Source organism: Variovorax sp. MSC1_012 (genome assembly GCF_023667525.1).
GTDB lineage: Bacteria > Pseudomonadota > Gammaproteobacteria > Burkholderiales > Burkholderiaceae_C > Variovorax > Variovorax beijingensis_B.
This window is the reverse complement of the sequence record NZ_CM174443.1, coordinates 510,653-522,951: the sequence shown is the minus strand read 5'-3', so window position 1 is coordinate 522,951 and position 12,299 is coordinate 510,653. Positions and strand designations below refer to the sequence as shown.

General features: G+C 69.0%; 9 protein-coding genes. 2 read left to right on the top strand and 7 right to left on the bottom strand.

From position 1 onward, the window contains the following. Positions 1-66: 66 nt before the first annotated feature. On the top strand, positions 67-957 hold the full coding sequence (locus L1081_RS02355) for a PhnD/SsuA/transferrin family substrate-binding protein (RefSeq protein WP_489415019.1): 891 nt from the start codon (positions 67-69) through the stop codon (positions 955-957). 45 nt (positions 958-1,002) lie between these two features. Further along, positions 1,003-1,707 (top strand): glutathione S-transferase N-terminal domain-containing protein, encoded by a 705-nt coding sequence (locus tag L1081_RS02350; protein WP_489415018.1) that lies wholly within the window; start codon positions 1,003-1,005, stop codon positions 1,705-1,707. 30 nt (positions 1,708-1,737) lie between these two features. On the opposite strand, the gene L1081_RS02345 is transcribed toward L1081_RS02350, so the two are convergent. The 7 genes from L1081_RS02345 to L1081_RS02315 form a co-directional block, all read right to left on the bottom strand. Beyond that, positions 1,738-4,137, bottom strand: a complete 2,400-nt coding sequence (locus L1081_RS02345) for a penicillin acylase family protein (protein WP_489415017.1) — start codon at positions 4,135-4,137, stop codon at positions 1,738-1,740. 59 nt (positions 4,138-4,196) lie between these two features. Next, the gene (locus L1081_RS02340) at positions 4,197-4,436 is read right to left on the bottom strand and encodes a hypothetical protein (protein WP_489415016.1); all 240 of its coding nucleotides are present in this window, start codon (positions 4,434-4,436) and stop codon (positions 4,197-4,199) included. Between the two features lie 124 nt (positions 4,437-4,560). Then, positions 4,561-5,982, bottom strand: coding sequence for an efflux transporter outer membrane subunit (locus tag L1081_RS02335; protein WP_489415015.1), 1,422 nt, complete (start codon positions 5,980-5,982; stop codon positions 4,561-4,563). Positions 5,983-5,995: 13 nt separating this feature from the next. Further along, positions 5,996-7,993 carry an ABC transporter permease gene (locus L1081_RS02330; RefSeq protein WP_489415014.1) on the bottom strand — a complete coding sequence of 666 codons (1,998 nt, stop codon included), beginning with the start codon at positions 7,991-7,993 and terminating at the stop codon, positions 5,996-5,998. Further along, a complete protein-coding gene (locus L1081_RS02325) occupies positions 7,990-9,150 on the bottom strand; it encodes an efflux RND transporter periplasmic adaptor subunit (RefSeq protein ID WP_489415013.1) in 1,161 nt (386 codons plus the stop codon). Before L1081_RS02325 ends, L1081_RS02330 begins: the two co-directional genes overlap by 4 nt. An 87-nt stretch (positions 9,151-9,237) precedes the next feature. Beyond that, positions 9,238-10,539: a SidA/IucD/PvdA family monooxygenase gene (locus L1081_RS02320; RefSeq protein WP_489415012.1), complete on the bottom strand. Its 1,302-nt coding sequence runs from the start codon at positions 10,537-10,539 to the stop codon at positions 9,238-9,240. A gap of 51 nt (positions 10,540-10,590) precedes the next feature. Further along, a complete protein-coding gene (locus L1081_RS02315) occupies positions 10,591-12,270 on the bottom strand; it encodes a cyclic peptide export ABC transporter (RefSeq protein ID WP_489415011.1) in 1,680 nt (559 codons plus the stop codon). Positions 12,271-12,299: the final 29 nt, after the last annotated feature.

Here is a 12,299-nt window from a genome sequence, read left to right as displayed (position 1 = left end):
CGGACGGCTGCGCGCATAGGTGCTTGCGATCATCAGCGGCCGCGCGTCGGCCCCTATGATCTTTTGATGTACATCTCAGCCAGCCCCCGCCCCGACAAACCCGATGGGGGCGCCGCCAGTGCGCGCGGCATCCGCAATCCACGCTCGCTTCGCCCTGCCGTCTCGGCGGCGGCAGCGCTGCTGCTGGCAGCGGGCGCACCGGCGCACGCGCTGGTCATCGGCGTGACGGAGGGCGTGAGCTACCAGGCCGCCGAAAGCCAGATTGCGCCGCGCTTCGAGCCCATCGCCGAAATGCTGAGCAAGGCGCTGAAGCAGCCCGTGACCATCAAGGTGCTGATCTCCTACACCAGCGCGCGCGAAGCCTTGAAGGAGCAGCAGGTCGACCTGGCCTTCATCCATCCGGCCCATGTGGCGCTCGAAGCCATCAAGAGCGGCCGCTACCAGGCGCTGGCCTGGACCAGCGGCTTCACCGCGTACAAGGTGTCGCTGCTGTGCAAGGAGCCGCAGCCCATCTCCAATTGGAAAAGCATCGCCGGCAAGGGCCTGGTGATGCCCGACGCGGATTCGATCACCGCGGTGATCACGCGCGCGATGCTGCGCGAGCAGGGCGTGCAGCCCGCCGCGCTCAAGCTCACCAACACGCGCTACCAGGACGCGGTGCCCTTCTACGTGCAGAACGGCTTTGCCGCCTACGGCGCCACCGCGGCAGCGGGCGTGGTCAAGACCTGGAAGGATGGCGGCGGCAATGTGTGCGCGGAATCGCGCGCGGTTCCCATCAAGCAATGGCTGGTGTCGCGCAAGCTCGATGCCGCCACGGCCGGCGCGGCGCGCGACGCCCTGATCGGCCTGGCACAAAGCGACGCCGGCAAGCGCGCGCTCGCCACATCGACCTACACTGGTTTTGTCGCACCCTCCGCCGAAGTCGAGGCAGCCCTGATGACCTGGCTGGGCATCTGAACCTGGCGGGCGCGGCGTTCCAACTCCGCTTTCGATGAATCACCCATGACCGACCTGTCCCGCTTTCCCATCACCAAGAAATGGCCCGCGCTTCACCCTGACCGGCTGCAGCTGTATTCGCTTCCCACGCCCAACGGCGTGAAGGTGTCGATCATGCTGGAGGAAACCGGCCTCGCCTACGAGCCGCACCTGGTGAGCTTCGAGACTCACGACCAGATGTCGCCCGAGTTTCTCTCGCTCAATCCGAACAACAAGATTCCCGCGATCCTCGATCCCGACGGACCCGGCGGCAAGCCGCTTGCGCTGTTCGAATCGGGCGCCATTCTTCTGTACCTGGCCGACAAGACCGGCAAGTTCATTCCGCAGGATGCGGCGGGCCGCTACGAGACCATCCAGTGGCTGATGTTCCAGATGGGCGGCATCGGTCCGATGTTCGGCCAGCTCGGCTTTTTCAACAAGTTTGCCGGCAAGGACTACGAGGACAAGCGCCCGCGCGACCGTTACGTGGCCGAATCGAACCGGTTGCTCGGCGTGCTCGACAAGCGCCTTGAAGGGCGCAACTGGATCATGGGCGACAGCTACACCATCGCCGACATCGCCATCTTTCCGTGGGTGCGCAACCTGATCGGGTTCTACGAAGCGGGCGATCTGGTGGGTTTCAAGGACTTCTCGAACGTGGCGCGCACGCTCGAAGCCTTCGTGGCGCGGCCGGCCGTCGTCACCGGGCTGGGCATTCCGAAGCGGGGCTGAGCCCCGCGCCGTCGCGCCGCGATCCGGGACTCAAGGTCGCAGCGTGCGCCGCTGGAGTGCGGGATCGCGTGCGATGTCCTCCTCGCGGAACGGGAAGCGCAGCCAGTCCTTGCGCGCATAGCGCGCCACCGGCGCGATGCCCTTGCCGTTCGTCACCGCGGTTTCGCGTTCGCCGTGCGCGAGCAGCGTGTGCGCCTGCACGCCATGCCGGTCGAAGTACACGACCTGGAGGTAAGTGTTGCCGTGGGAGCGATCGCCCATGGTGTAGTCGCCCTCGCTCGCACAGGCGTTCGTGAAATAGCCCTCGGCGTCGCAGCCGCCGGGCAATGGGATGCGGCGGCCTTCGCTGCGGGCGAAGCGGTACTCGCCGAGCGGCGCGTCCAGTGTCCATCCCTTGCGCGACATGTCCTCGACCGCGCCGGCCAGCGCGCGCGCGATACGGGGATCCGCGGCGTTGATGCCGGATGGCGTTTGCAGCGGTGCGGACGTCGAGAACGGCTGCGTGTACAGATCCTGCGCGGGGATCTTCTGCACCCGTGTCCAGAAGGCGTCCCACAGCAATGCGCCCCGGTCCCTGGCATCGGCTCGGTTCGGCCAGTTCCGCAGCACCTGGCAAGCTTGCCGTATGTCGATCGTCCGCGCCGTTGCCTCCGCGCCGTCGGCCGCCAGTTCCACCCGCCCGGGCGCGCAGGCGCCGTCGAGCATGGCGGCCTTGAACTTGTCGGCGGTATAGCCGCGGGCCTCCAGCGTCTTTCGCATGACCTGGCTTGCGAGCCCCTTGGCGGAGCTTTCGCCCATGCCGGCAAGTTCACCGGCGATGCGATGGCCTTCTCTTCCACGCATGGAAAGCGGCCGGCCTTCGCTGCCGAGGATCGATGCGAAACCCGTCAACGGCTGCGCCGGATTCGTGAGCCAGTAGCTGTCATTCATGTTGGCGACATAGTCCTCGCGCAGAAGGCTCGGCATCCGGCCGGCGGCCAGGGTGCCGGGCTGCGCCGCGTTCTTCGTGGACTGCCACTCGCAGGCAGAGCGGCTGCCGTCGAGCATGGGCGTTGCCGGATCGAGTGCGGCAAAGGCCTTCGACAGCGGCGTGGCGCAGGCCGCGCGCAAGTCGTCCGCCACACCGGGCACCGCGCCGATGTCGGCATACCAGGCACGGCCGTCGCCGCGCCCGATGGCCGCGGTGTTGACCCATGGCATCGCGCTCTCCTGCTTCTGGATAGCGATGAATTCGTCGAGCGAACGCGCCTGGTTCCAGCGCAGGAAGTTGCGGAAGATGCGCGGGTTGCCGGCATTGACGTCGCGCATGGCCAGCGCCTTGCGGGCACTCCAGCCCAGCGCGGCATTGCGCGCACCCAGGTCGACCACCGGTCCGAAGCGCGTGCGGTAGAGCGTGCGCTGAACCAGGTCCACGGTGCCGTCCGGCTTGCGCACGGCCACGGCAAGCGTCCGGGACTGCATGGCCTCGGAACGGCCATCGACCATGTAGCGGGTGGGATCGGCAGGGTCCAGCGTCAGGTCGAACAGCCCGAAACGGCGCGCGGCCGACACTGTATGGCTCCAGGCGACGTCGTTGTTGAAGCCGATCATGATCATCGGAATGCCGAGGAAGGACACGCCCGCCACGTCCATCTTCCCCGGCAGCGTGAGATGCGCCTGGTAGAAGCGGTCGGGACCACCCCAATACCAGTGCGGATTGCCGAACAGCACGCTGCCGCCCCGCTCGCCCGTGGCGGCTTGGCCGAAGGCCAGCACGTTGCTGCCGATGCCGCGTGCATCACCCACCGGAATATCGAGTCGGGACGACAGCGAGAGCTTGTCCGAGGGCGAAGGCGGTGCGGCCGCGGCGGGCTTCGCATTCACGATCTCGGAGACGAAACGCGCGTACCCGCCGGCCAGCGCCGCGGCGATCATGCGGCGGTAGATATCGTCGGGTTCGATGGTCCGCACCCAGGGCTCGCCGCTGCAGGCATGCCGTGCGTCCTTGCCGCCCTGCCGGAGCGAGCGCACGTGGCGGTTGTAGCCCTCTGCGTAACCCTCGATGAGTTCGACAAGCTCGGCCGGCTGCTCCCGCTTCAGGGCCTCGATCGCCTCCTGCCCTGCGAAGGCCTTGAAGAAAAAGTCGAGATCGAGATTGACCGGCTCGCCGAAGGTCGAGCGCGTGGCCGGCTTGCCGGCGGCGCCGAAGTACAGGGAGCGCTGTCCGCTGTAGGTCACGAAGGCGTCGGCCAGCGTGCACAGCGCGTCCTCGGCCTGTACCTGTCCGTAGCCGATGCCCAGCCCTCGCCAGGTGGTGGCCCGCACGTGGGGGATGCCGTCGCCGGTGCGGCGTACCTCGACCGACGCCGCCGGAGCTTCACGCCGGGCCCATGCCGGTGCGGTGCCAACGAATGTGCCGGCGATAGCGATGGCGGCGATGCAGCGGCTCAACGCACGGGCACCATGTCTGAGGGTTGTTTTCACGTGTTCCTTGAACAGTACGGAGTTGGCTATTGCAGATCGGAGCCGCTGCGTTGCGCTTCCTGCTGCACGGGCTCGATCAGGGCGGCGCCCGCCAGCGCCCATAGCGTGAGCGCCTCGTCGAAGGCCCGCACATGCCGGGGGTCTTCGCCGAGCCAATGGACAAGCTGGTACGCATGGGCGCACGAGGGCGCATCGTGCAGCCGGCAGAAAAGCTCCCAGGCCCGGCCGATGGCAGCCTCTGAAGAAACGGAAGTGTTGGTGGCCATCGTCGACTGCGTTGAATGTGCCGGGGTTGGCTTCGTCTTTCGTATTGACGCAGCACCCGCGCATATGTTCATTTCAGGCACTTCCGGGGAAGCAGGCGCTCACGTGGCATTCGATGGAACGGCTTCACCGCCCGCCTTGCGCGAGCAGGCCGCCATCGTTGCGCCAGCCACCGCCCAGCGCGCGGTACAAGGCCACGCGCGCCTGCAGCCGGGCCTGCCGCAACTGGACGTCCAGGTCCTGCGCGGCATACAGCACGCGCTGCGCGTCGAGCAGCACCAAGAGCGTCTCCGCGCCTGCCCGAAAGCGCAGTTCCGACAGCTCCGCCGCGCGGCGTGCCTGCAGCAACTCGTCGGCCTGGGCGGTCGCCTGCGCATCGATGCCCGCGGCCGCATGAAGCGCCGTCTGCACATCCGCGAAGGCGGCGATGACCGCGGCGCGGTAGGCGCCGAGCAGTTCCTCGCGCCGCGCCTCGGCAAGCTCGCGTGCGCCCGCGAGCCGGCCGCCGTCGAAGATCGGCGCCGCGAGTCCCGCGGCAAGGCTGTAGAGCGGGTTGTCGAACAGCGCGCCGGGCGCCTGCCCCTGCACGCCGATGGAGGCGCTCAAGGTGATGCGCGGCAGCAGCGCGGCACGTGCCGCCTGCACGTTCGCATTGGCGGCGGCAAGCCGGGCCTCGGCCTGCGCGATGTCGGGGCGGCGCACCAGCAACTGGGACGGCAATCCGGCCGAGATGGCGGGAACCCGCACTGCGTCGAGCCGCACCTCTGCCGCCGCCGGCTCCGGCGCAGGCAGGCCGAGCAGCAAGGCCAGCGCGGTTTCGGCATTGCGGGCCTCCTGCCGAAGGCGCGCAAGTTCGCGCTCCCGCATGGCCACCAGGCCGCGCTGCTGGGCCAGTTCCAGCGGCGCCGCCGCACCGGCACGGGCGCGCGACTCCACCAGCCGCAAGACGCGCTGCGCGTTCTCCAGGCTGTGCTGCGCTATGGCCGTGCGCTCGCGCAGACCCAGCAGCTGCAGCCAAGACGATGCGACCTCGGCCGCGACACTGATCTGCGCCGCATCGCGCGCGAACACGCTGGCACGCAGGCCTTGCTGCGCCTCCCGATGCAGTGCGCCCTGGCGCCCCCACAGGTCGAGTTCGTAGCGCGCAGCGAAGCCGACCATGCGCTCATTGCCATCGACCTCCGCGCGGCCGCCCAGGCGGGCCTCGCGGCTGGCATCGATCCGGCCCGTCAGTTCGGGCACAAGTTCCGCACCCGCAATGCGCGCCTGTGCCCGGGCACCGCTGACACGGGCCAGCGCCATTGCCAGGTCCTGGTTGCGCGCCTGCGCCTGCGCGATCAGCGCGTCGAGTTCGTTGCTGCCGAAGTACCGCCACCAGCGCGCATCGAACGCCGGAGCATCCGCATCGGGCGGTGCGCCCTGCCAGGATGCGGGCGGGCTCACCGCATGCGGCGGCGCCTCCGTGGGCGCGGCACAGCCGGCGAGCGACAGCGCGCAGGCCCAGGACGCGAGCGAAAGGCAGGGATGGCGAAACTCTTTTGTCAGCATGATGCGATTGCGGCTATTGCGACGCCAGCGCCACGACCGGGTCCAGCCGGGCCGCATTCCGCGCGGGCATGAAACCGAAGATCAGGCCGGTCAGCACGGCGCAGCCGAAGGCCCCGAGGCTCGCAAGAAGCGAGAACACCACCGGCACGCCGGCCAGCATCAGCACCAAGACGATCGCCAGCCCCGCGACCACGCCCACGGTGCCGCCGACCGAGGTCACGAGCACGGCCTCGGTCATGAACTGGCGCAGGATGTCGACCTGGCGCGCGCCGGTGGCCATGCGGATGCCGACTTCGCGGGTGCGCTCGCGCACCGTCATCAGCATCACGTTCATCACGCCGATGCCGCCCACCACCAGCGAGATCGCGGCGATCAGGCCCAGCATCATCGTCATGGTGCGCGCGGTGGCCGATTGCATCCGGATGGCCTCGACCCGGTTCCACACGCGCACGTCACGCACGCGCCGCTGCTCGGCCAGCCGGGTCTCGATCTCCTCGGCCGTGGCGAGGGCCTTTTCCATGTCGCGGACCTTCACTCCGATCCAGGTGGGGTTCTGGTGGCCGAACAGCCGCGCGGCAGCGGCGGAGAACGGCACGACGATGCGGTCGTCCTGGTCTTCGCTGTTGCTCGTTCCCTTGGCCGCGAGCACGGCGACCACCTGGAATGGCACCTTGTCGACCAGGATGTCCTGCCCGATCGGATCGCTGCCATCGGCAAACAGGGCCTTGCGCACCGTCTGGCCGATGGCCGCTACCTTGGCTGCGCTCGCCTCGTCGGCCTGGTCGAACATGCGGCCCTCGCTGGTCGTCCACCCGAGCACTTCGGCGAACCCGACCGTCGTGCCGCCGCCTTCCGTCGAATGGTCGACATTGCCGCGGCGCACGACGACACGTTCTTCGATGTAGGGCGCGATGCCCTCCACATTCGGCAGGCTGGCAATGGTCTCTGCATCGCCGAGCGTCAGCGGCGCGCTCGGCGAACGCACGCTGCCTTCGCGCGCGGCGACGAACATGGTGCGCACGCCGAAGGTCTCGAACTGTGCGAGCACCTGCCGCTGCGAACCGCCGCCCACCGCAAGCATCGCAATGACCGAAGCCACGCCGATGACGATGCCGAGCAGGGTCAGGCCGGTGCGGAAGCGGTTGCTCCACATCACGCGCCAGGCCGCGCGGGCCGCTTCGTGCAGGTCGGCAGCGAGCGATGCGTGGGTGTTACGGGCCTGGCGAACGTCCGGTGCCGGTGCCATCGCGGCCTCGGCTGCCGGATGCGGCGGCGCACGGCCGCTGCCCGAATCCGCCACGATCTGCCCGTCGCGTATCTCGACGATACGCCGAGCCTGCGCCGCCACGCTGCGGTCGTGCGTGATCAGGATCACGGTGTGGCCCGCGTCCGCCAGCTCGTGCAGCAGCCTCATGACCTCGGCGCCGCTGCGGCTGTCGAGTGCGCCGGTGGGTTCGTCGGCCAGGATGACGCGGCCGCCGTTCATCAGCGCGCGGGCGATCGCGACGCGCTGCTGCTGCCCTCCCGAAAGCTGGTTCGGCCGATGGTCCAGGCGCGCGCCCATGTCCAGCCGTTCGAGCAGCGCGGTGGCGCGCGCACGGCGTTCGGATTCCGGCATGCCGGCATAGAGCGCGGGAATCTCGACGTTCTCGCGCGCCGATTCGGTGGGCACGAGGTGATAGCCCTGGAACACGAAACCGAAGGCCTCCCGCCGCAGCCAGGCCAGCGCGTCGGCATCGAAGGTGGACACGTCCTGCCCCTCGAACAGGTAGCGGCCGCTGCTGGGCCGGTCGAGGCAGCCGAGGATGTGCATCAGCGTGGACTTGCCCGACCCTGAGGCACCGACGATGGCGACGAACTCGCCCGCATGCAGGCGCAGCGAGATGCCGCGCAACACCAGCGCGGCGGGCGCCGCTTCGCTATCGCCCCCGCCTGCGCTGGGGCCGTGCGGCCGGCCGTAGGACTTGCGGATGTCCTGCAGTTCGATCAGCGGCAAGGCCATCGGCGTCATGGCTTCGCGGCCATGCGGTCGATGCTGCCGGCGACGATGCGGTCGCCCACCTCCACGCCCTCGAGAACCTGCGCCATGAGGCGGTTGCGAACGCCGATGCGCACTTGCCGGCTCTCGACCGCTCCGTCGGCGCGCAGCACCCGAACGGCGAAGCGGTCGGCGCCGCCGCCGGACACCGGCACGAGCGCCGCCGCCGGGACCGCCGGCACGTCCCTGGCGGAGGCTTCGACAAAGGCGACCTGCGCCGTCATCTGCGGCATGAGCGCGCCGTCGGCGTTGTCGACATCGAAGAGCGCCGTGTAGACCACGACCTTGCTGCCCACGGCCGAAGGGTTGGCATTGTTTTCACCGCCGCCGGGCTTGAACGCGGGCGTCGGCGGCGCGGGCAGCAGCTGGCGCACCGTGCCGTGCCAGCGGCGCTGGTCCGCGCCGAGGGTGGTGAAGTACACCGGCATGCCGGCCTTCACGCGCCGCACGTCGGCCTCGGACACCTCGGACCACACCGTCATGGACGACAGGTCCGCGATGCGCAGCACGTTGGGGGTCTGGTAGGTGGCGTTGAGGGTCTGCCCTTCGCGCGCCTCCACGGAGACGACCGTGCCGGCCATCGGCGCATAGATGCGCGTGTAGCCGAGGCGGGCTTCGTCGGCCTTGAGTGTGGCCTGGGTCTGCGCGATCTGCGCGCCGAGGTGGTCGATGCGGGCCGCGGCGGATGCCAGCGCGGCCTCGGCGCTCTGCACGTCCTCCTCGCGTGTGGCGCCGTCGGCAGCCATCCGGCGCTGCCTTGCATGCTGCTGCTGCGCCAGCCGGTGCTGGGCGTGCTGCTCGGCAAGCTGCGCGCGCAGGCCGGCCAGCGAGGCCCGGCCCGCATCGACCGTGGCGCGCTGCACGCTGGGGTCGATCTCCACCAGCAGCTGCCCCTTGGCCACGACGTCGCCGGGCTGCACCGGCAGGCGCTGGATCTGCCCCGAGACCTGGGCGCCGACATCCACATAGCGCCGCGGCTGGAGCGTGCCGAGCGCGGTCACGCTGGATTCGATGGTCGAGCGCGCCACGGGCACGGAGTCGAACGCCGTGGCGGGACGACGCGCCCAGAGCAGCCCGGCACCGACGGTGACCAGAAGAAGAACAAGAGCGAAAGGAACGATTCTGCGCATGGAGGGGGAGCGGGACGTTCGGGCGCCCCCGCCGCCGAAACGTGGCACGCCCCGGAACAGGGAAGGAGACCCGCGGCCGGGCCGCAGCTAGATCTGGACGGCCTGGGCCGCGTCGCGCACCGTGCTGCGCGCACGGGACTGGGCGGCAAGCAGCGCATTGCCGATCTCTCCGGTGCGAACGGAGGTCACCGAAAGCAGCGTGTCGCTCAGGCCGTGGCTGTCCTCGCAGGCGCCCTGCAGGTAGATGCCCGGGTGGAAATCGGGCGTGGCCTTCAGGCGGTAGTAGCGATCGACGTCGTGATCGCCGAGGTAGGGCGCGAGCGGCAGCAGCAGGTCCCTGTGCTGGTCGCGCGCATAGCCGGTGGCGAGCACCACGGCGTCGTAGCGGACCGTGCTCTCGCGCTGCACGTCGCGGTCCAGCAGCGTGAGATGGACCCCGTCCGTTGCGGCGCGGACCTCGCGCACATCGTGCTGGCGCAGCATGCGCAGGCGGGTGCCGCGCGCCACCTTCTGGTCGTAGAAGACTTTGTAGATCTGCTGGATCAGGTCGAGGTCGGCCACCGCGTAGTTGGTCTGCGAGAACTCGTCGAGCAGCGCGGCGCGCTCGTCGCTGCCGCGGCTGTACATGTAGTCGGTGAAGTCGGCGTTGAACACTTCGTTCACGAAGGGGCTGTCGTCCGAAGGCCGAATGGAGCGCGCACGCATGATGAGGTCGACCTGCGGCGCGCCCGGGCGCCCCTGCAGGTCCATGAAGATCTCGGCCGCGCTCTGGCCCGCGCCGACGATGGCGACCCTGCGTGCCTGCGGATGCCCTGCCATGTCCTTCAGGTAGCTGCTCGAATGGAACACGCGCGGATCGTCGCGCAGCCCCCGGAAGCCCTCGGGAATGTTGGGCACGCCGCCGATGCCGACCACCAGGTTGCGCGCGAGCCGCTCCTGCACCCGGCCGCCGGCGTCGCGCGAGCGCACGCGCAGCAGCGACACCTCGCCGCCCTGCTTCTCGGGCAGCACCTCGAACACCTCCTCGCCGTAGCGGCAGGCCTCCTCGAACTGGCCCGCGGCCCAGCGCAGGTAGTCGTTGAACTCGTGGCGGCTCGGAAAGAAGCTCTTGAGGTTGATGAAGTCCGTGAGCCGCCCCTGTTCGTGCAGGTAGTTCACGAAAGTGAAGCGGCTCGTGGGATTGCGCAGCGTCGCAAGGTCCTTCAGGAAAGAGATCTGCATGTGCGCCTGGTCCAGCAGCATGTGCGGGTGCCAGGCGAAGCTGGACTGCCGCTCGATGAACAGCGCGTCCAGCGGCTTGCCGCCGTGGCGCTTCTCGTCGAGCGCGATGGCCAGCGCAACGTTCGACGGGCCGAATCCGATCCCGATCAGGTCATGGATGTGCTGCATGGGATGTCAACTCCTCTGTGTATGGAACGTGATCGAAAAAAGGCGCCGGCTTCACGCGGCGAGACTCGCCGGTGCACGGGCCCGGTCTTCCGCAATGCGGCCGGCCTTCATGGTGATCACGCGGTCGGCCAGGTGGAAGTAGCGGTCGTCGTGCGAGATGACCACCAGCAGGTGGCCCTTGGCGCGCAGCTCGGGAAGCAGCTCGGTGTAGAAGAGATGGCGGAAGGTCGGGTCCTGGTCGGCCGCCCATTCATCGAACACCAGCACCGGGCGGCCTTCGAGGTAGGCATGCACCAGCGCCAGCCGCTTGCGCTGGCCAGTCGACAGGTCGACGGTGCTGAACGAACCGTCCTTGATGCTCACCTTGTGGGCGATCTCCAGGCGCTGCAGGTAAGGCAGGGCGGCCTGGGGCAGCGCCTGCGCGTTCTCCTCGCCGTTGCCGTCGCCGGCGAGGTCCTCGAACAGGTAGAAATCGGAGAACACGGTGGTGAAGAGCTGGCGGTAGTCGTCGCGGCCCTCGGGCGTGACGGCGGCGCCGTCGACCAGCACATCGCCCTGCTGCGGCGCGTAGAGGCCCAGCAGCAGCTTGATCAGCGTGGTCTTGCCGGAGCCGTTGTCGCCCACCACGAACACCATTTCGCCGCGGCCCAGTTGCAGGTCGATGGGGCCGAGCACGAAAGGCTCGCCGCCGTCGGGCGCGTCGAAGGCATAGCGCACGCCGCGCATCCCGATGTCCCGCGTGAGCGTGGCGCCGGCACCGGGCCGCTCCAGGTGCAGATGCGGCTCGGGCGTGGCAAAGCGCGCCGACAGGTCGGCGATGCGCTGGAACGCGACCCTGGCGCGCCCCACGCTGGGCAGCGTGCCGGCGATCTGGTCGATCGGCCCCTTCAGGAACAGCATCACCAGCACGAAACCGCTGAGCACCACCGGCTCTGTGCTGCGAAACGCGGCCCAGCCCAGGATCAGCGCGATCAGCAGGAAGAACAGGGCCGAGCCGAAGGCGGTGGCGATCACATAGGTATTGATGGCACGGCCGTTGACGATGCGTATCTTGTCGACGATGTGCTCGATCTGGCCGCCGAACATGCGGGTGCGGCGCTCGCGGTGCATGCGCAGTTCCTTGGCGCCCTCGCTGATCGCGCGGTAGGTCTTGTGCAGCTGGTCCTCGTGCTCCCGCGCCTTCCAGAAGCCGGCCTCGGCGCGGGTCTGCGCAGCGACCTGGATGCTGGCGCCGATCACCAGCGCCACCGTCAGCAGGCCGAACAGCGGAAGCGAAAGCCAGGCCAGGTAGGCCAGGCATCCCAGCGCGACGGCCACCGCGATCAGCGTGGAGGAGAGCACGAAGGCCGCGTCGCTGATCATGTCGACGTCTTGCGACAGCACGGGCATGAGGCGGTGCGTGCGGTAGCGCTCCAGCGCGTCGATGGGCGCCGAAAGAATTTTCTGGGCCAGGCTCTTGCGCACCTGGGCCACCAGCCGCTGGCCGACGGAATTGGTCGAGACGTCCGATGCCATGCGGCCGAACAGCGCCACCAGGCACAGGCCGATGAAGGTCAGCAGCAGCCCGCCGGCCATGCCGCCTTCCTGGTTCAACACCTCGTTGATGGTGCGCAGCAACGCAACCGTGGCGATGCCCGAGCAGATGCCGGTGACCGCGGACAGCACGATCCACGGAGCGAAGGGTTTCAGCAGGTGCGTGGCTTCTGCGGCGTTGCCGCTCTTGGATGTCATGCAAGGACTCTTTCCGCCCTGGAGGCGAC